The organism is Moorena sp. SIO3B2 (assembly GCF_010692525.1).
Taxonomy (GTDB): Bacteria; Cyanobacteriota; Cyanobacteriia; order Cyanobacteriales; family Coleofasciculaceae; genus Moorena; species Moorena producens.
In genome coordinates this window covers 161,202-179,667 of record NZ_JAAHHE010000016.1, presented here as the reverse complement: position 1 = coordinate 179,667, position 18,466 = coordinate 161,202, and the positions used below count along the sequence as shown (strand labels likewise).

Sequence of the window (18,466 nt, the reverse complement as noted above, 5' to 3'; positions counted from 1 at the left end):
CGCTGATTGTAGGCTTCTACCTTACCTCGGTACTAGTCAGAGAGCTTCAGTAAAAATACCAATCTGACTAGGTAGAGGAAATCCCATGGTTGTGTAGTATCACCGAAACATTTGCCAAATTGATGAGTAGGCATGAGTATACTTGTCGAAAAACTCCCTTGATTAGTAATCTCACCCATCTAGGGAATCAACCAATCGGATTGGCCGTTGGCCAAGCTACGCGAACGCAATCAACCCATGCTAATTTTCCAGTGGTATTTCCTGAGAAACAAACTCCCTGAGATAGATTTTTTAGGGGGTTTTACCCCCTATTATATCCTGCTGTTGGCTCAGGAAGGGTGGGACGATCAGCAGATGAGCAGAAAGAGTAGGATTTATCGGAATTGGTCATTTCGTGCTGGTGAGGCTACCTTAGTTACTCAATAAGCCCATCCCATGTCAATCCTGTTGAGAATCTCCTCTAACTGTTGGAATGGAAAATCGTGCCAACCCCTCTGACAAGTACTTTTGGCACGACTCACCCCTTATACTCATAAATAAATTGTAAAGATTATAATAAGTAACTACCCCCTGTAATTTCTCAATAACTTTATATGTGATACTGTAATAGCTTTTGACAAATGCTTTCATTCCAGCTAACTTTAAGTGATTGTTGCCAAAATCTGGTCTTTTGGAAACTCTATCCCAAAGTCATAAATATCTACAACTACCAATAGGTGGAGATCATGATGATTTTTACCAAAACTTTACAAATTTACTCTAAAAATCAATAAACTATAAATCTCACCCCCCTAGACGTTAATGATGGGTAAAATTCGTGTGGCTCTCATTGAAGACCATGATCTGACTCGGATGGGTCTGCGAACAGCCCTCCAACAAAACGGTGAAATTGAATTGGTGGGCGAAGCGGCCAATGCTGCTGAAGGACTAAAGTTACTCGCGGAATCTAGACCAGATATCGGGATTGTCGATATTGGTCTTCCTGACATGGATGGAACTGAATTAACTAGACAATTCAAAGAGTTTCAAGCTAAACAGGATGATTCTAAACAGGATGATTTCCCCACCAAGATTATGGTACTGACCTTGCAGGATGATGAAGAAGCGGTACTAGCTGCTTTCGCCGCTGGAGCTGACTCTTACTGCATGAAAAATATAACTTTTGATCAATTGGTAGAAGCTCTGAAAGTGACCTATGAAGGTAATGCTTGGATTGATCCAGCCATTGCCAGGATTGTACTTGAGCAGATCAAACCAAGCCAAGAAACTCAGCCTACTGAAGCTAGTGAAACGAGAGCTATCCATGCTGCTCCCAATGAATACAATCAAATGATTGAAGCTTATCCTTTAACGGAAAGGGAATTAGAGGTTTTGCGGTTGATTGTAGAAGGTTGCAGCAATGCTCTGATTGCCGAAAGGTTATATATCACTGTGGGAACTGTCAAAACTCATGTCCGAAATATCTTGAATAAACTCTGTGCGGATGACCGTACCCAAGCAGCTGTCCGTGCCCTCCGGTCTGGCTTAGTTATTTAACGATGATACCATAGAGTAACCTTTTACAATTAAACGGCTGTTCGCGTAGCGTGGCCTTTTGGCCAAGGTTGAAGGTTGAAGGTTAGTTGGTTGAAGGTTAGTTGGTTGAAGGTTAGTTGGTTGAAGGTTAGTTGGTTGAAGGTTAGATGGTTGAAGGTTAGATGGTTGAAGGTTAGTTGGTTGAAGGTTAGTTGGTTGAAGGTTAGTTGGTTGAAGGTTAAAGATTGAAGGTTAGATGGTTGAAGGTTAGATGGTTGAAGGTTAGTTGGTTGAAGGTTAGTTGGTTGAAGGTTAGTTGGTTGAAGGTTAGTTGGTTGTTCGCCTTTGGCGTCCGAAGTAGGGTAGGTTGAAAATTAGAGCCTTAACAACTGAAAGCCGGATGTATAATTGGGAACCTGTAACTGGCAACTTGTAACCTTCAACCTGTAACCTTCAACCTGTAACTGCCAACCTATAACCTTCAACCTGTAACCTGTAACCTGTAACCTGTAACCTGTAACCTGTAACCTGTAACCTGTAACCTGTAACCCAAATCACTATCAAGGTCTACCTTGCTCCCATCTAGCGATCGCTTCTTGGGCAGCCTCATAGTAAGGGGTATCTTGTGGGACTAATTTTGCTGTGTTAATCGCGGAGAGAAACTTGCCTCGCGAGGCACGGGACTTAGCAATCCGATAAATCTTATCGCTAGCTTGAGCAATTAACGCTTGTGCTGTGGCATACTTCGGTTGACCCGGTGGAATCTTACGGAGGGTTGCGATCGCACGATTATAACTAGATGCTTGATTGCGTTGGACTTGTTTGATGGCTGTTTGGATAATCTGTTGATTCTGCGACTTCTGTTGGGAGAGAATCTGCCACTGTTTAATGGCATCCTGAGCCAAAGGATAAACAGAAGGGTTATCTTTAGGAACTAGTTGGGCAGCTGCGATCGCTCCTTCAAAATCACTTTTTTTTGCCCGTTTGTTGGCTAGAGCCAGAATTGACTGACTCCAACCAGTGATATATTGTTGTGTCTGCTCATAAAGAGGATCCCCAGGTTTCACCTGACGGGCAATTGCGATCGCATCGCTATACACAGATGCCTGCTTCGGTTCAACTAACTGTCTTGCCTCGTCCAAAGCTGCTTGATTCGCCTTAATCCCACTCGGTTCCCGGGATTTCTGTGGTTTAGTTTCCAGGGATTTACTCTTGGAATTTGGCAAGGGAGCTGGAGTTGCCTGGGATGTTGACCCTGCAGGTAATGTTACTGGGGAATTCCTGACCTTGGTAGTTTCTGGTAATGTGGTAGTTAATGTGGTCGTCTGTGTGTTTTTAATCATCTGTTGACTAATTAAGCCTTCCTGGTTACGGACAACAGTTAGGCTTACTAGTCCTAACAACAAAGCTATACCACTACCCCAAAACAACCATTCTCGCCATGACGATAACTCTTCTGTATCAGTTTGAGGCTGGCTGTCTGAATAAGAAACTAAAGCTACTGAGTTAGATGACTCCTGGTTTGAGCTGTCAGTGTTAGTGGGTAAAGACCGATTCGGGTTTTGCTTTACCACCGATAAAGGTTTTTTCGTAAATTCACTCTCAAGGTGCGCTTTCCAATGGCCGGGGAACCCGGCCTTGGGTCGCACCTCAAGATTATTCCCATCTTCAGAAAGAACTACCTCGGTAGCTTCTGAGTCAGTGCTTGGGTTAGCCCATTGATTTTCTGGTGGTGAGCTTGCCCCTTCAGGCCAAATTTGTTGTTGTCGATACTCCTGTAAAGGAATCACCGTCAGAGGAATCTGAACTGGTCGCCAATGGTGTTGGCTCAACTCCGGTAGCCGCTCCTTGAGATACTCGTCAAGATTCTCAAGGGTAATGTCAGTATGATAGTAACCCAGTGCTTCTAGAAGTGCTGAGGTGAATAAGCCATTCCCTAGAGCCGCAGCTTCGTGAGAAAACTGGTTGAGTTGACTAGAAAGTACCAGGGAAATATCCATTTTGTAGGCTAATTCCACTGTTTCAGCACCAACCGGTTCACCAGATGGCATTCCCGGTGAGCGGTTTATGTCTAACAATACCAGGATTTTATTGCCCCCCATAGTCTTGAGAGAGGAAAACAGGCATTCTATTGGTATACCTGTTCCTGGAATGTCATCTGGGTTGCCATCAATCGGCATGAGGTAGTCAACTTTATCCCAACTGACCCCGCAGCCACTGAACAAGAACCAACGCCAACTTTCTGGAGAACCTGGACTCTGGCGAATCCTGTCGAGACATCTTAAAATATTTTCTCGGTTGGGGTAGGTTAAAAAATCATCAATCGGTGGTGAATTATCAGTTAATAACAGAAACTCATTGGGTTGCAGATGAGCTTGGTCTACAAAAAACCCTTGTAGTCTTTGAGCGTCTGCTTGACCATAGTTCAGAGGTTGTAAGAACTGATAGCGGTTGATGCCAATTGCTATACCAGCGTAATTTGCCATTTACCCCATACCCTAGCGGCTGAAACTAGTATATTTTATGCCTAATATATATGCCTAATTTTATTACTATTGCTGTAGTTTCCCCTTACACTTAAATTCTAATTCAACCTTGTTTAGCTTAAGCTAACAGCTTAAATTTATTAATTAATTAATCTAACACCATCGAAGATAGTCCACCTCTAAAGGCTCTCGAACTAGGCTTTCCAACTAATTTATGTCAATCTAGCTTCTGTCAAGATTTTCCTTCATTATAAGAGTTAACCTTTTTTGGCCTAATCAGAGGATATAATAGTATGCTGTCCAAAGTAATCCGGCTATTGGTGTTACCCGGCTTAGTAGGGGTTAGTTGGTTGACTACAGTTGCCATTGTTCCCCAAAGCGCCGAAGCCAAGACAGCTCGTATTAATGTTACCCTGAATCGTGAGCCTGACGAAACTTACCAAGGCTTTATGCGCCGTGCTGAAGTAGTTGCTAGAGCAGCAGCTCAACGGAGCTTCGATAGTGACATATTGACTACAAAGGTAGCGATTACTATTCTAGGGCAAAATCAAGGAGAAATTGCCCCAGTCTTGTTGTTAAAAGTCAGCCGTCCATCCTGGAAAAGACGACCGGATGCCAAGTATTGGGCAACTTACTTTCCCAATACCCAGTTCCTACTGCGAGTTGAGGAACCTGATTTTTCTGCTCAAACTCAGCCACAGTCACTGGAACCAGCTTCCCCAAGTCCTCAGGCACCGCCAGCAAACAACCAGGCTCCTGAGTCATCATCACCTGACAACCAGGCTCCTGAGTCATCATCACCTGACAACCAGATAGAAGACCGAGATACAAGACAATGAAATAAGATAGAAAAGCTGTCTAACAATTTAAATAATTTACACTTATGGCTGTTCCTAAGAAGAAAACCTCAAAATCCAAACGGGATAAACGTAAAGCTAACTGGAAGCGCAAAGCGCATCTGGAAGCACAAAAAGCCCTCTCTCTCGGTAAAGCAGTCCTGAGTGGGCGTTCTAGCTTTGTTTATCCAACAACGGAAGAAGAAGACGAAGACTAGGTTTACTCCTCCCCACCGGGCTTCGGACGGCGTATCGCTGATTTTTACCATGGTTCCGGTGGGTTACGTATCACTTAGAAGGCGTTATACGGCTTGCTGCTCTAAAACCTAGATCCGACTTTCGGGTCTCCAAGCTACTGATCTGCCTTAATAAATCGGAAGCTAATACTGAAGCTAGGCGTGAGAGTCTTGACTGATCAAGGAGTACTGTCTTCTCACCGGCGTTAATAAATTTTAAAAATTTTCTAGCCTCATTATCAGTATCCTGGTCTTTATATACCAGGGAAAGTCCAACCCTCAACCCCTACCGGAAAACTATCTGAGGTTCCCATAGGTTGCTGGGGATTGAACTGGCATATCTAAAATTAATTTCTGTTCGTTAACTGTTGGTGGTTAACAATTAACAGAAACTGATTAGTTGGGCTGTGGTAATTAGATGTATCACAGCTTAATACCATTGAGTTAAGTTTCAAGTCAATGCCAGACAATTTACCAAACATTTTGAAGGGTCAATTGTTAAGTTTGGTAACTAAATTTGGTAACTCAATGATCAGTAACCAAGGATAATTTAGCTAATACCGCGATTGATTGTTTTGAAATCGTCTATACTGAAAATAGTAGGGAAAACAAATTAAGAGCTAACCGCCACCTACGTGCTTTAAAATCGAACTTTTCTGTATTGTTCCGGTGCGGAGGGGCATCCCGTATCGTTAATAAAGCTTGCCGAGTATCCGAACCGATAGGTGGAGTTGGCAAGAAGCCCACACTGACTCGTTGAGTTCAGTGTGGGAGTATGTCACTAACTCCAGCAATAATTGCCCAATGATAAGAAAAATTTTAATATCTGTAGCTGGTCGGGGACTGTGTGAAGAAATGTTCAACATGTTGGCCGAAATCCCTGCCATACAACAGGCATCGGTCACAGTTCTACATGTCGTGCGTCCTCAAGTCACAGCTGAAGCCATGTCAGCTAAGTTAGAAGAGGGGGGTAAGATTTTAGCAGATGCGGTCAAGTCGTTAAAAGTTGACCCCAGCAAAATCACTCCCAGACTCAAACAGGGAGACCCTAAAAATATCGTTACCCAAGTGGCAGACGAAGAGGAAACCGACCTGATTATTATGGGTTCGAGAGGACTAACTCGCCTAGAAGCGATTTTGGAAAACTCCGTTAGCCAATATGTGTTCCAATTGTCCTCCCGCCCGATGTTGTTGGTCAAAGACGATGTCTACGTCAAACAAATCAGACGGGTTATGGTCGCAATGGATAAATCTGATGCTGCTCAAAATTCCTTCGAGTTGGCTCTATCTCTAGTGCGAGACATGAAGAATGCTCAACTATATCTAGCTCGTGTCATCCCCGAAGCCAAACCTGATCAACTGATGAGCAATGCTGAAGCAGACCCAGTGCTTGCAGAAGCAGCAGCAAAAGCCAAAAGGCAAGGTGTTTCTTACCGTTGTGTTCTAAGTGGCGGTAAACCCGGACCAGGAATCTGCCAGTTAGCAGAGGACAAGAACATCGACTTGCTGATTCTCGGTTCTCCTGACCGTCGTCCTTCTATCGCCAAGAGTTTAGTAGATTTAGATCGATTACTGGGTAATTCTTTATCAGACTACGTCAGAGTCAAAGCCAATTGCCCAGTGTTGTTATCACGCACAACTACTTGAAGCAGTCAGTTATTAGCCATTAGCCATTAGTCATTTGTCATGTAAGCATTCAGCCGTCAGCTATCAGCTATCAGCTATTAGCGAGTAGGCGCTTTAACTGCACGGAGTCGGATGAGTAAACGAGCAGGGATTTTCAACCAGCCATACTAGTTCGTAAGCTTGTTTACTACCGCCCGTTGATTAGTTAATTAGCTGACGGCTGACGGCTGATAGCTGAATGCTTACTTTGTCATTAGTATTGCCAGTAAACCTCTTGTTGCTTACAAGTTGCTTAAAAAGGGTTTATGATCAAGGCTTAATGAGAAAAAGTTAATGACTAACTATTTAAACTTCCACGTACTTTAGCTTCCATGCACTTTAGTCGTGGGAGATATACTCGTAAATCCGGTAACCATCACTTACAATCCCGCCTAGTTTAGTGGCGGGAAAAGTTAAATTAACCGTTGTTTAATTCTAATTAATTAAACAACCTTATACAAAAAATACCTTAGACTTTTATCCTGGGAAGAATCCCACCCTGACCTTTAGCTAAGGAGCAATGCTTGCGCTTTTGGTACAGGCGTGGGGATTATCACCAGATCAGCTAACTAGTTTCCTGAGCCTTCACGGCTCGCGGTTTGGATATAAAGAATTAGCAGGAAAACCGCCGGAACCAGCACAAACAGGATGCTGGCAACAAACCCTAGATCGTTAACTTGCATGATTATTAGTTCCTCTAAATCGTTTTTAACCCACCAGCTATAGGATACCATTAACACGGCTGGTAGAAATAGAAGATAGAAATCGAAGCCTGGCAGGAGGAAATCCGGCTAATGGTAGATAAGCGCGTTGATAATACTGGTGAGATACAGTCAATTATCTTAGCTCTACTCCCTACTCCCTACTCCCTACTCCCTGGCCTTTGGGCCACGCTACGCGAACAAACCCAGGACGAAAGCACCTCATCCAATTGATAAATCCTACAAACCCTATGTACACCTCTATATAACGAGCGGTATTCAGCTGACAATCCCTCGCCAGCTAGCCCTTAAAATCCCTTGGTAGGTTAGATGGCAGCAGATGGGGATTTGCTCTTAAGGGTTGGTTTAGTTTTCACACTCACCGGTCCATTCACCAAGACTTGACAGGCTAATCGGTAAGTATCTGGCTTTTTCTTGAGTTTCCGATTTTCCACCTCAGTTCTAGGGGATAGATTTTCTATGCCTGCCACAATTTCCACAATACAGGTCCCACATTGACCATAACCGCCACAATTCACCAGCTTGCCCCGAAACGTGTAGAGATCTATGCGATTTTGCAGCATTTTCTCCCGTAAGTTCGCTCCATTGGCAGCAATGACTTCTTGGTCTTCCTTGACAAATTTGATATTAGCCATGATTTGTCCCAAGTCTGATCTTATTTTCTGATAGTATTACTATTTTATTAAGGAATGTTAAAAAAATAAGCATCCCTGGTTAATGGTTCATGGCTAAGTTAGCCATAAACCGTTAACCATAAACCATAGGAGTTACTCTGTCAATTTAGTTTTGAGAGTTAGGGCAAGGTTAATGGTATTAGATGTTAGGGGTTAGTTTTTAACGCCTAATACCTAGTGCCTAATACCTAGTGCCTAATACCTAGTGCCTAATACCTAGTGCCTAATACCTGGGGTCTAATTAGGACAAGTCTAGTTTACCCCTTCATTCAATTTTGATGGAATACTAGGGAATATCGCTAACTTTACTATCTGGTAAATTACTCACTGCCCGTTGCAGGTTGGCCAGAGCGCGGTTGTAGCCCAGAATTGCAGTAAGTTGGTTAATCCTAGCCCGGGTAAGAGCCGTTTGCTGGTTAATTACGTCGGTTTGGGTACCAACCCCTGCCTGAAATCGTAACCGAGCTAGCCGGAGACTCTCTTCTGCTACTTCTAGGGCAAAGGATGCCGTTTCAATACTCTCTTCATTGGAGTTTAATTGAGAATAAGCTTGTTCGATCTCAAAGCGTATTTGATCCCGTTGGTTAGCAAAACTGCTTTCAGCTAAGGCAACATCAATATCTTCCTGCCTAGCTCTGGCCATCGCTGCTCCGCCATCAAAGAAATTCCACTGGAATTGTGCCCCTACCGAGTAACCATCACCAAAACCCAACGTATCATTTAAGCTATCAGCTAGGTCGATTTGACCAAACACACTCAACTGGGGCCTTACTGGAGCCAGAGCAATGGTGCGCTGTTCCTTGTTGATCTTTCGTTGGACCAGTTGCTGTTCTAACTCAGATCGGTTTTTATAAGACAGGATCAGGCTCTGTTCTAGAGATAAATCCCAACTTCCAGCAATTTCGATGGGATCTGCTGCAGTAATTTCTGCGGATTGAGATAAGTTTAATAACTCCGCCAGCTGACGTCGAGCAATACGTTGGTCACTCAGAGCGTTGGTCAACCCTTGAGAGTCATTGGCTAGCTCAACCTGTTGTTGCAAAACCTCAAATCGGGTTCCTAAACCAGCTTGTTCCAGTAACTCCGTATCCCGTAGAATCTGAGCGGACTCGGTGACTGCCGCTTGGGAAATCTCAACTCGAGCATCAGCTTCTTGTAAATTGTAATAGGCAAGGGTGACCTGAAGTCGGATCTCTTCAGAGAGGCGTTCTACCTCTAGCTGTTGCAACTTTAGCTGTTCCTCAGCTACCCGGACTTGTGCTGGTCGTTGCCCACCAGTGTATAGGTTATATTCTAACCGTAGGGCTGCAGTGAAACTTCCTGACGGCTCATTGATTGGAAGTAATCCTTGCTGAGCCCTTAGTTCGTCTGTTACCTGGCCTGATGCACTATCGGCATAGTTAATGGCTGCACTTGTTGACAAACTGGGATACCAAGCGGTTAAGGCTTCTTGGAGAACAAACTGATTACGTTCCAAGGTCAGTTGCGCTTGCTGTAATTCCTGATTATTACGCTTTGCCAGTTCTATGGTTTGTTGCAGGGTAATGGGCTGTGTGATATCTATCTGGACTTCCTGGCTTTGGGTAGGAAATGATAAAGGATTGGGATCAGGATCAAGAAACTCTGGCGCTGAGGTTCCAGGGGTTGGTGAGCTTCCAGAAGTTTGTGACATTAACTCAGGGTTTTCCTCTGTGGCAGATTCAACCACCGTATCCTCACCAACGTCTACAGATTCCGATGGCGCTGCTAGCTCAGCCACAGCAGGAATCGACTCCTCTTGGTTTGGCTGATTAGTTGGCGCTGCTAGGAGTTCAGCCACAGCAGGAATCGACTCCTCCTGCTTTGGCTGGTCAGTAGGCAGGATGGTTTGATCAATAATTTCTTGGACTAATTCTTCTTGGACTAATTCTGCTTCTGAAGGTGAGGAATCTACAGAGGGAATAGACTCCTGTTGCTCTGGTTGCTTGGCAGCTGAGGTAGTGTTATTGATGACTTCTACCACTAGCTCCCCTACCTCTGAGTTTGGGGCTGCTTCTGTTAAGGATTCTTGGTTAGGTGTAGCTACTGAGTTATTCTGAGGCTTAGTAACTGATGGTAAATCTTCTGAGGCTCCGGATTCCATGCCGCTCAAGGCAATTGCCGTCCCCACACCTACAGCTAATATATAACGAAAAGTTGGCATAGATTTTACAGTTGATTTTTAGTCTTAGCAGAATTACTTCTCTTGCTCAATTTAGCAACCAATGGCAGGATAATGGCTTGCTATTGCGTTTAGCAAAGGAATATTCCCGGTTTGCATATCTAAATCAGGATTGAGCCTCAAATTGCCATTTTTTATAGGAGTTGCTCTTTAACAAGACTTTATTATAGTGGGCAATGGCTTCACAGTATCCTCATATTGGCAATTTTTTGTTGCAGGGAGAAAAGTGACTAGATGCGTTCGCTTTTAGCGGAAGCTGAGGCCTTTGGCCACGCTTTGCGAACGCTTCATCGCATAACCCCTAGAATAATCTGTCACACATTTCAATTGTGAATAGGGGCTGATCGCTTTTAGCGGAAGCTGAGGCCTTTGGCCACGCTTTGCGAACGCTTCATCGGGAGATGGGGAGATGGGGAGATGGAGACCTCACTTGGGTAGGTTTTTTACATTTGGGCGAGTACGTACTGGCATTGGGAATAAATTTCTCAAAATATGTCGGAAAATCTACAATAATTTCCACCGATTACCGACCCATCTCCCCATTAGCCATTACCGATTACCCATTACCGATTAGCCATTACCCATTACCTATTACCTATTACCTATTACCTATTACCTATTACCTATTACCTATCTCCAAAGTAAAAAACCTACCCTTGTCAGGAGATGGAGACTGGGAGATGGGGAGATGGTAGACTCGCTTTTGCATAAGGGTCGCGATTGACCGTAGGTCACGCTACTTGAGGTGGAAATTTAAATGCATATTAACTGACTGCTTGCTGTGATCGTAAAACTGGGTTGACTAGGGATGGGAAGATAGGGAAATGCCAGGATGGAGAGATGGGAATCGAGCAACTTTTTGTCAATCCAGATATCGGGTTGATGGGTTAAATTCTATTACTGAGCCGATGCTCTAGTATCAGTAAGTGGCCTCAATTACGATAAAACTATTCTTTTTTGACCTTAGGTTAGATTGGGGTGGGGTTGAACAGCAGAACAGGTTTTCCTGTCTGCCACACTACCAAAACCTTATCCCTTTTGTGACGATTACTTGATGCTCAGGGTTAATTGTGTTCCAAGGGTTTTGCCATCGCTTTTAGCGGAAGCTGAGGCCTTTGGCCACGCTTTGCGAACGCTTCATCGCGTAGCGGCTCGTACCGAGCATCGCATTCTCTTGCTTACTATCTATTCGGCATTCACAAATTCACCAAATTGTGTCTGCCTAAGGTTTATGGCTAAGGATTAACAGTGGGATAACGTTCTTTCTTGAAACAAGGCGTTAGCAATCCGGCAATAGCAAGGCGTTAGCAATCCACCAATAGACCTTACGCCAGTCAAATTACCTAATTTTTTACAAAAATAAGCAGCAATAAAATTTAGTAAACCCTGGAGCAAAAATCCAGAAATAAACAGACTTTTAAATAATTATTTGTATTTATTAATTTCAGGGTATTATTTATTTAGCCTTAGGTATTTATATGACAACCTGTTAACTAGTGAATAAAAATCCATACATATTTTTTTTCCTGTGCTCTGTTCCCTGTTCCCTGTTTATACACTTGATCCATAGCCTAAGTTTTTATATTTTTTTTTATATTTTTTGATAGTTAAGATTATATAATTAATTCAGTAAATTAAGAGCACCACTGACTCATAAATCATAAATAATGATAAAACCATGAGCTATATATTCTGAATCACTCTGAGGTTAATCATAATTATAAGGGAGTTAAACCAAGAAATAATGAAAAGCGATTAATCACAAAAAATCTTGAAGTATTGAATTATTTTGTATAAGTTTTATAACTTTTTTTATGTCCTGAGTACGGTCTTTTTTTGCAATTAAGGTAGCATTGCGATCGCGTACCACCACCACATCGTCTAAACCAATAGTAACAATCACCTCATCTTCACTACTGGAGTAGACAATTGCTCCTTGAGTATCCAGTTCTACATGATTAGCGATTGCGACATTTTTAGCATCGCCATTATGCAGGCGTTCTAAGGCATTCCAATCTCCCAAATCATCCCAACCAAAGGAGGCTGGTAAAACATAAGCTAGCTGTGTTTTTTCCATCAAAGCATAGTCAATACTTTTCTTATCTAGCTCAGCATAAGCCGCCACACCTTTTTCTTCTAAAGGGGCAATAATTTCTGGTGCATGGGTGCGCAATTCATCTAAAACTACCCCAGCCCGGAAAATGAACATCCCACTGTTCCAGCTGAATCGACCAGTAGACAAAAATTCCTCAGCGGTCTCTTGGTTAGGCTTTTCGGTGAACCGACTGACCTGATACACTGGCAATCCCTCAAAGGTGCCAGTCTTATCACCTTGCTCAATGTAACCATAGCCTGTGGAAGGGTATTGGGGCGTGATTCCTAAGGTCACAATCGATGACTCAGCGGCAGCCAATTGAGCAGCCGCCTTGATAGTTTGCTGAAACCCTTGCTCATCTTCAATCCAGTGGTCAGCAGGGAAAAAGCCCACTACCGCATCTTCTCCGTAAGCCTTAGCAATCTCTAGAGTTGCCCAAGCCACCGCTGGTGCTGTATCCCGTCCTTCCGGTTCAGCTAATAGATGCTTCTGGGGTAACGATGGTAGTTGTTGAGTCACCCCCTCAGCTAACATAGCAGAAGTAATCACCCACAACTGTTCTGGCCCGACCGTCAGCTTAATCAATCGGTCAGCCGTTGCCTGCAAAAGACTCTTGCCACTACCATCCAAACATAAAAACTGCTTGGGTCGTTGCTTACGGCTCAACGGCCAAAACCGTTCTCCTTTGCCACCAGCAAGAATCACAGGTATGAGAGAGTTATCCATCATGTAGCCTTAACTGTAGTTTTCTGCTACATACTAACCTCACTTTCCCTGATTCAGCTGGTATAGGCTGTAGATTATGAAAAATGGTTAAAGTACTTCTTTAGCCATGAGATTAGTCATGACTAATCTCATGACTAATCTCATTTGTCCACCAATTCCTTCATACCTGTTCAGGCATTCCTGTTGTGCATTGATCATAAACGATTAATCACTCATTGATGTTCCTCAAAGCGCTTTCCCCAGGAGCTTTAGCCGTGGGTAGCCAAAGCGCTTTTTTCAATTAAGCCACTTTGAAGGTAGGCACAATGGTTTATTGGCTTTGACTTCTAGACTTATAGACTAATAAATAACGTAAGCATTCAGTCGTCAGCCGTCAGCTAAAAGCTCACGCTACTTGAGGTGCCGTCAGGCGTCAGCCGTCAGCATTCAGCTGACGTAACAAAGATTAAACGAATGCTTACTTGTTTTATTTAAAAGCTCAAAGCTGAGAGCTGAGAGCTGAGAGCTGAGAGTTGATAGCTGAATGCTTACCAAAGAAGAATATCTTAAACTGTAGCCACAGGCTACAGTTTAATTGGATAGCCAACTATAGGCTTGGAACTTGAATGCTTGGCCTTTCGGCCAGGCTACGCGAACAACAGTCATCACAATTCATAGGTAGATTTGGATACAGGTGTGATTAATAATGCCTCAGCTTCAACACCACAACCATCACCCCAAGAGGGTGATACAGGAGTCTCTTACTCTCAGCTTGACCTGACTACAGACCTAGACGCTTCTGTCTCTGGATTAAGATTAACCTTTGCCCCCTATTTGCGGTGGGTATTTTGGAGTAGCGCTTTTGTCCTGACAGCAGTTATTTCTGCGGCTTTGGGAGCCACCTTAGCCCTAGTTACCCCATTGTCGCCCCTGATTAAATCCCATTCTCAACCGGAAAACTCCAAAATCCCCCAGAATCAACCAGCGGCTTCTGAGCACAAGTCTTGGCGTAAAAGCTTTCCCTATAACCTGTCACGACCGGTTAATATCCTGGTGATGGGAATAGACCGAGTCCCAGATGCGTTGCCAGGTTCCCCAGAGGTTTTTGGAGGTCGCAGTGATACCCTGTTGCTGTTGCGCTTAGACCCTAAAGACCACTCAGTGAATATGCTTTCAATTCCACGGGATACCAGAATAGAAATTCCCGGTGTTGGGATAATTAAAATTAACGATGCCAATGTCAAAGGTGGATCTACCTTAACCGCAGAAGTGGTTAGCCGTACCTTGAATGATGTGCCAATTGATAGGTATGTGCGCATTACCACTGATGCATTTCGGGAACTTGTGGACTTGGTCGGTGGCTTGGAAGTGTTTGTGCCTGAGAGGATGGAATATGTAGATGTCACTCAGAAACTGGAAATTGATTTAGAACCAGGGTGGCAAACTTTGAATGGAGACCAAGCCGAACAATTTGCTCGATTCCGAAAAGACAATGGTGATATTGCTCGGATACAGCGGCAGCAGATCTTACTCAAGGCCCTGCGCCAGCGTTTAGTTACTCCCAGTGTCTTGCCTCGTTTACCCAAAATCCTGCGAGTGATGCAGCAGTATATTGATACCAATCTCAGCTTAGAGGAAATCTTGGCACTGGTCGGTTTTGGTCTAGAGGTTGGTAAAGATAATATCAGAATGGTACTCTTGCCTGGTCGATTTAGCAAGGCTGATGAATACATTGCCAGTTACTGGCTGATGAATTCACGAGGGCGAGACCGAGTGATGAGTGAGTATTTCGAGCAAGAACCGAAATATAAGAGTTCATTAAAGCGCCGCCGTTCACCCCATCGGGTCAGAATTGCGGTTCAAAATGCTACCGATGACCCAGAACTTGGTCGCCGTGTTGCCCGCTATTTAGCCAGACATGACTTCTACAATGTCTATTATGTCTCAGATTGGCCTGACCGCTTGTCCCAGACTGAGATTATTGTTCAGCAAGGGGACATAAAAACAGCAGATATTGTCAAAAAAGTCCTGGGACTAGGTAGAGTAGAAGCATCCTCTACTGGTCATCTCAAATCTGAGCTGACGATTAGAGTCGGTGAAGATTGGTTAGAGAGGGAGTTTTAGGCTTTAAGTTTTAAGGAGTCAGGTTCACAAGTGATTAGGGTGATTTGGCGACGCTTATTGGGACTAATTTTAGTTCTTGTTATGGCTTGGCTATGGGTGCTTTTATCGGCTACTCCTGCCTATGCTCAGGAGAATACAGTAAATTATGCCCTTACGGATTTGAGTTATCGTGACTTTTCCCATGGCAATTTAGTTCGTGGCGTATTTGCAGGCGCTGAAATGCGAGGCACAAACTTCCAAGGTGCTGACCTGAGTGGATCTATCTTCACCAAGGGAAATTTATTGAAAGCCAATCTCGAAGGTGCAAACCTGACCGATTCTTTGGCAGATCGGGTAATTTTAGACCAAGCTAATTTGACCAATGCTATTTTGACCGATGCAATTATGAATAGCACCAGGTTTTACGATGCCGAGATAACTGGTGCTGATTTTACCGATGCCTTGATTGACCGCTATCAGGCTAAACTGATGTGTGGCCGTGCTACGGGGGTAAATCCTGTAACTGGGATCTCCACACGGGATAGTTTAGGCTGTCGCTAGGCTGAAGGAGTTGAGCTGGGCTAAGGGGTTCCAGAGCAGGATGTCTTGTAATAATTCCTGATAACCAGCCACATTGGGATGGAGACCATCTGGAGATAGGTGTTGAGAGCACCAATCATAACCACGGGACGTCCATAAATCAAAAACGTCTAGATAGGGAATTTGACGCCTCAGACAAGCAAGGCGAGTAGCTTCTTTGTAGCAGTACTGGTCAGCATGAGTGTAGTAAAAACAATCGAGAAAGGGCATTTTCCTTTCATCCACTGGTACCATGCCCACAAATAGCACTGGACAGAGTTGCTGGGCTAGCTCAAGCAGATTGGCTAGTTCTTCCTGGAAACTCTCAAAATTAGTAAAATTCTTGCCATCGGGACGTCCCTTACGGGCTGAATCGTTAACGCCCACTGATAAAATAATGGCATCAGGTACACGGTTTCTGAGTTCACCACGACTGCGAAATTCATGCTCTAGTCGCTTGTGGACTTGGGTAACCCCATCACCCCGAACTCCTAAATTGTAGAGTACATGACCAGGACTATCGGGTAACATCCACTGACGTCGCAGTCGCTCTACCCAGCCGCCACCTTCTGGGTCTCCAAATCCATAGATCAGACTATCTCCGAGGACAACGAATTTCAGGGGAGTTCTTTGGCGCTGATGGAATGACTCAAAGCTAGGAGCGGCAAGTGTTTGCATAGACAAGATTTATTTAGTCAGATAATTGTTAACAACTCGACACACTCTTGATAGCTTAGCAATGGTATGATCTTTTGTATATGTAAAAGGTACATCTACCACAGGAGTCAATCCAAGTACTCTGACCCCTAAGGTAGCCCATCGATGCGATCGCATATACACTTCCCATATACACAACATAATCCCATATGCGCATCATCTTATTTACATACTTATTGACATATAAGTAGGCTGGGATAGTTTGGTAGAACTTCCCAGCCTGGGTTAGATATATAGTTTCGGTATAGTTAGTCGATTCGGTATAGTTAGTACAAATTGACTGTTCTTTCTTATTATTGTCATACATACCAAGCAATGTAAGTAGTAATCACGCAACTTCACAAATTCTTTCACTTTTTGATGGTATATTATTAACCTCAAGAAAAGTTTTATGACTTGTCTCAGGGGTAACCCCTAGTTTAGGAGTGAAGTATGCTAGGGTAGAGGGGGCGATACTGATTTTAACCAGAAAGCAACACATCATAAACCTTATGCTGCACAAAATCTATAACTTTGATTCAATGGACATTCTGCAACGGACGGAGCAGCTAGTAAGTGCAGCTTCTAATCGTTATCGGATAACTGTACAAGTGGCCAGCCGTGCTAAGCGCCGTCGCTTCGAAGATTTTGAAAGTCTAGATGAGCCATCAATGAAGCCAGTGCTGCGAGCAATTGTTGAGATGTCTGATGAACTGACGCAGCCAGAGATTATTGCGGACTAAGCTATAGTGCTGAGTGAGTCAGGGGGTTAGAGGGTCAGGGGCAAGAATAGTTCTTTCACCTAGTTTTATCCCAAGGTTGTGCAGGAATGTTCAATAGTCGTCTCTAAGCAATGTACAAGACTAATAGAATTAAACTAGCGCTAGGTTTAACTATTACTACTTTGACCAGTGGTTTACTATTGCTGTGGGAATCCTACGACCAAGCCCCCGGTGTCTTCCAGCTCCTAGGAGCACAGCCTGCTGTCGCCCAGTTTTTTATTCCCCCAGAGATTAGCAAGGTAGTATATCAGCGTTTACCGGATTTACCACAAGAGAACCAATACATTAGCAAAGAAAGCGGTGAATTAGCTGCCAATAATACCCTGGTTAACCGCTTAATTCGGTATCACGTCTATGGTAAAAAACGGTTGCCCAATTACCGTTTTGATTGGAAATTGACCATGGCTGACTATCTAGGTGCACACGATTACCTAGTAGCATCCCAGTATCCCAGTGGGAATACCTTAACCGAAAATCCCATGAAAGGGGATATTGCAGCGATAGAACAATTAACTCGTGCCGAACGGGATGCACTAGTAAGCGTTTTGGTCAGCATATTCAATCCCAATCGCACCGAAACTGTTGCACCAGAGTCGAGCACACAACCATCACCTGGGACACCATCACCTGCCACAACCTCCAATCCTACATCACCTGCGACAACCTCCAATCCTAGAAGAGGACTATCCTTACCTAAACCAGGAGATGCTCAGTTACTCAAACCTAATTGACTTGTCTGGTGAATTGGGCAGAATCACGTTAATGGAACGTCTTGTTAAACATGGAGAAGGCTGGCGTATTGGTTGGGATCCGGAGGCTCCTAACTATAAAGGTTTAGTCGGTGGCGAGGACTGGGCATTTGAGCTAACGGAGTCGGAGTTGAACGACTTTTGTCGGTTGTTGCTGCAATTAGCTCAGACTATGAGTGAGATGGCAAGTGAGTTGATGGACGAAGAGAAAATTACTTGTGAAGCAGAAAGTGATTGGCTGTGGATGGAGGTAGAGGGCTATCCTTCCGCTTATACCCTACGCTTGATTTTGAATCAGGGACGCTGTTGTGAGGGGAGCTGGGTGGCAACAGCGGTTCCAGGGTTGCTAGCAGCAGCTAAGTCCCTAAAAGTATTTTAGTTTAGTTGTTCAAATCTCGAATAGTGTGGTATAATAGATAAAGT

At 43.9% G+C, this 18,466-nt stretch carries 19 protein-coding genes; 12 read left to right on the top strand and 7 right to left on the bottom strand.

From position 1 onward, the window contains the following. Positions 1-207: 207 nt before the first annotated feature. Together F6K38_RS06250 and F6K38_RS06245 are read left to right on the top strand one after the other, a co-directional pair. Positions 208-426, top strand: a complete 219-nt coding sequence (locus tag F6K38_RS06250) for a hypothetical protein (RefSeq protein ID WP_008191613.1) — start codon at positions 208-210, stop codon at positions 424-426. A 378-nt stretch (positions 427-804) separates the two neighbouring features. Continuing rightward, positions 805-1,536 (top strand): response regulator transcription factor, encoded by a 732-nt coding sequence (locus tag F6K38_RS06245; protein WP_008191611.1) that lies wholly within the window; start codon positions 805-807, stop codon positions 1,534-1,536. Positions 1,537-2,075: 539 nt separating this feature from the next. Here F6K38_RS06245 and F6K38_RS06240 read toward each other — a convergent pair. Beyond that, positions 2,076-4,001, bottom strand: a complete 1,926-nt coding sequence (locus tag F6K38_RS06240; RefSeq protein WP_008191607.1) for a caspase family protein — start codon at positions 3,999-4,001, stop codon at positions 2,076-2,078. A gap of 293 nt (positions 4,002-4,294) precedes the next feature. Between F6K38_RS06240 and F6K38_RS06235 the strand changes: the two genes are divergently transcribed. From F6K38_RS06235 to F6K38_RS06225, 3 genes are all read left to right on the top strand, one after another. Further along, positions 4,295-4,840, top strand: a complete 546-nt coding sequence (locus tag F6K38_RS06235; protein WP_008191605.1) for a hypothetical protein — start codon at positions 4,295-4,297, stop codon at positions 4,838-4,840. Positions 4,841-4,884: 44 nt separating this feature from the next. Continuing rightward, entirely contained in the window at positions 4,885-5,055 is a 171-nt protein-coding gene (rpmF, locus tag F6K38_RS06230) for a 50S ribosomal protein L32 (RefSeq protein ID WP_008191603.1), read from the top strand. An 822-nt stretch (positions 5,056-5,877) separates the two neighbouring features. After that, the gene (locus F6K38_RS06225; RefSeq protein ID WP_008191600.1) at positions 5,878-6,720 is read left to right on the top strand and encodes a universal stress protein; all 843 of its coding nucleotides are present in this window, start codon (positions 5,878-5,880) and stop codon (positions 6,718-6,720) included. Between the two features lie 587 nt (positions 6,721-7,307). Here the strand turns inward: F6K38_RS06225 and psbM are convergent. Further along, on the bottom strand, positions 7,308-7,421 hold the full coding sequence (gene psbM / locus F6K38_RS06220; protein WP_044495836.1) for a photosystem II reaction center protein PsbM: 114 nt from the start codon (positions 7,419-7,421) through the stop codon (positions 7,308-7,310). Between the two features lie 111 nt (positions 7,422-7,532). On the opposite strand from psbM, the gene F6K38_RS06215 reads away from it, so the two are divergent. Further along, entirely contained in the window at positions 7,533-7,673 is a 141-nt protein-coding gene (locus F6K38_RS06215) for a hypothetical protein (RefSeq protein ID WP_154659991.1), read from the top strand. Positions 7,674-7,765: 92 nt separating this feature from the next. Here F6K38_RS06215 and F6K38_RS06210 read toward each other — a convergent pair whose 3' ends face one another. Next, positions 7,766-8,095, bottom strand: coding sequence for a 2Fe-2S iron-sulfur cluster-binding protein (locus F6K38_RS06210; RefSeq protein WP_008191595.1), 330 nt, complete (start codon positions 8,093-8,095; stop codon positions 7,766-7,768). Positions 8,096-8,420: 325 nt separating this feature from the next. Continuing rightward, positions 8,421-10,316 (bottom strand): TolC family protein, encoded by a 1,896-nt coding sequence (locus F6K38_RS06205; RefSeq protein ID WP_287248271.1) that lies wholly within the window; start codon positions 10,314-10,316, stop codon positions 8,421-8,423. A 419-nt stretch (positions 10,317-10,735) separates the two neighbouring features. Here F6K38_RS06205 and F6K38_RS06200 point away from each other — a divergent pair, with 419 nt between their 5' ends. After that, positions 10,736-11,029 (top strand): hypothetical protein, encoded by a 294-nt coding sequence (locus F6K38_RS06200; RefSeq protein WP_287356286.1) that lies wholly within the window; start codon positions 10,736-10,738, stop codon positions 11,027-11,029. A 1,064-nt stretch (positions 11,030-12,093) separates the two neighbouring features. On the opposite strand, the gene F6K38_RS06195 is transcribed toward F6K38_RS06200, so the two are convergent. Continuing rightward, the gene (locus F6K38_RS06195) at positions 12,094-13,155 is read right to left on the bottom strand and encodes a mannose-1-phosphate guanylyltransferase (RefSeq protein ID WP_287356290.1); all 1,062 of its coding nucleotides are present in this window, start codon (positions 13,153-13,155) and stop codon (positions 12,094-12,096) included. A 663-nt stretch (positions 13,156-13,818) separates the two neighbouring features. Between F6K38_RS06195 and F6K38_RS06190 the strand changes: the two genes are divergently transcribed. Together F6K38_RS06190 and F6K38_RS06185 are read left to right on the top strand one after the other, a co-directional pair. Beyond that, positions 13,819-15,258 (top strand): LCP family protein, encoded by a 1,440-nt coding sequence (locus tag F6K38_RS06190; protein ID WP_008191583.1) that lies wholly within the window; start codon positions 13,819-13,821, stop codon positions 15,256-15,258. 81 nt (positions 15,259-15,339) lie between these two features. Continuing rightward, positions 15,340-15,798, top strand: coding sequence for a pentapeptide repeat-containing protein (locus tag F6K38_RS06185; RefSeq protein ID WP_081431989.1), 459 nt, complete (start codon positions 15,340-15,342; stop codon positions 15,796-15,798). Here the strand turns inward: F6K38_RS06185 and F6K38_RS06180 are convergent. After that, on the bottom strand, positions 15,784-16,494 hold the full coding sequence (locus tag F6K38_RS06180; protein WP_287310593.1) for a GDSL-type esterase/lipase family protein: 711 nt from the start codon (positions 16,492-16,494) through the stop codon (positions 15,784-15,786). The genes F6K38_RS06185 and F6K38_RS06180 overlap by 15 nt on opposite strands. A gap of 9 nt (positions 16,495-16,503) precedes the next feature. Continuing rightward, positions 16,504-16,674 carry a hypothetical protein gene (locus tag F6K38_RS06175; protein ID WP_287264707.1) on the bottom strand — a complete coding sequence of 57 codons (171 nt, stop codon included), beginning with the start codon at positions 16,672-16,674 and terminating at the stop codon, positions 16,504-16,506. A 350-nt stretch (positions 16,675-17,024) separates the two neighbouring features. On the opposite strand from F6K38_RS06175, the gene F6K38_RS06170 reads away from it, so the two are divergent. The 3 genes from F6K38_RS06170 to F6K38_RS06160 all read left to right on the top strand — a co-directional run bounded on the left by F6K38_RS06170 (position 17,025) and on the right by F6K38_RS06160 (position 18,422). Beyond that, entirely contained in the window at positions 17,025-17,255 is a 231-nt protein-coding gene (locus F6K38_RS06170; protein WP_008191578.1) for a DNA-directed RNA polymerase subunit omega, read from the top strand. Positions 17,256-17,365: 110 nt separating this feature from the next. After that, positions 17,366-18,025: a hypothetical protein gene (locus F6K38_RS06165; protein ID WP_287356284.1), complete on the top strand. Its 660-nt coding sequence runs from the start codon at positions 17,366-17,368 to the stop codon at positions 18,023-18,025. 31 nt (positions 18,026-18,056) lie between these two features. Continuing rightward, the gene (locus tag F6K38_RS06160) at positions 18,057-18,422 is read left to right on the top strand and encodes a DUF1818 family protein (protein WP_070393104.1); all 366 of its coding nucleotides are present in this window, start codon (positions 18,057-18,059) and stop codon (positions 18,420-18,422) included. Positions 18,423-18,466 lie beyond the last annotated feature (44 nt).

Coding starts and splice junctions, on each gene's coding strand:
- F6K38_RS06245 (WP_008191611.1), top strand. CDS start 805: ATGGGTAAAATTCGTGTGGCTCTCATTGAAGACCATGATCTGACTCGG.
- F6K38_RS06240 (WP_008191607.1), bottom strand. CDS start 4,001: ATGGCAAATTACGCTGGTATAGCAATTGGCATCAACCGCTATCAGTTC.
- F6K38_RS06235 (WP_008191605.1), top strand. CDS start 4,295: ATGCTGTCCAAAGTAATCCGGCTATTGGTGTTACCCGGCTTAGTAGGG.
- rpmF (WP_008191603.1), top strand. CDS start 4,885: ATGGCTGTTCCTAAGAAGAAAACCTCAAAATCCAAACGGGATAAACGT.
- F6K38_RS06225 (WP_008191600.1), top strand. CDS start 5,878: ATGATAAGAAAAATTTTAATATCTGTAGCTGGTCGGGGACTGTGTGAA.
- psbM (WP_044495836.1), bottom strand. CDS start 7,421: ATGCAAGTTAACGATCTAGGGTTTGTTGCCAGCATCCTGTTTGTGCTG.
- F6K38_RS06215 (WP_154659991.1), top strand. CDS start 7,533: ATGGTAGATAAGCGCGTTGATAATACTGGTGAGATACAGTCAATTATC.
- F6K38_RS06210 (WP_008191595.1), bottom strand. CDS start 8,095: ATGGCTAATATCAAATTTGTCAAGGAAGACCAAGAAGTCATTGCTGCC.
- F6K38_RS06205 (WP_287248271.1), bottom strand. CDS start 10,316: ATGCCAACTTTTCGTTATATATTAGCTGTAGGTGTGGGGACGGCAATT.
- F6K38_RS06200 (WP_287356286.1), top strand. CDS start 10,736: ATGGGGAGATGGGGAGATGGAGACCTCACTTGGGTAGGTTTTTTACAT.
- F6K38_RS06195 (WP_287356290.1), bottom strand. CDS start 13,155: ATGGATAACTCTCTCATACCTGTGATTCTTGCTGGTGGCAAAGGAGAA.
- F6K38_RS06185 (WP_081431989.1), top strand. CDS start 15,340: ATGGCTTGGCTATGGGTGCTTTTATCGGCTACTCCTGCCTATGCTCAG.
- F6K38_RS06180 (WP_287310593.1), bottom strand. CDS start 16,494: ATGCAAACACTTGCCGCTCCTAGCTTTGAGTCATTCCATCAGCGCCAA.
- F6K38_RS06175 (WP_287264707.1), bottom strand. CDS start 16,674: ATGTTGTGTATATGGGAAGTGTATATGCGATCGCATCGATGGGCTACC.
- F6K38_RS06170 (WP_008191578.1), top strand. CDS start 17,025: ATGCTGCACAAAATCTATAACTTTGATTCAATGGACATTCTGCAACGG.
- F6K38_RS06165 (WP_287356284.1), top strand. CDS start 17,366: ATGTACAAGACTAATAGAATTAAACTAGCGCTAGGTTTAACTATTACT.
- F6K38_RS06160 (WP_070393104.1), top strand. CDS start 18,057: ATGGAACGTCTTGTTAAACATGGAGAAGGCTGGCGTATTGGTTGGGAT.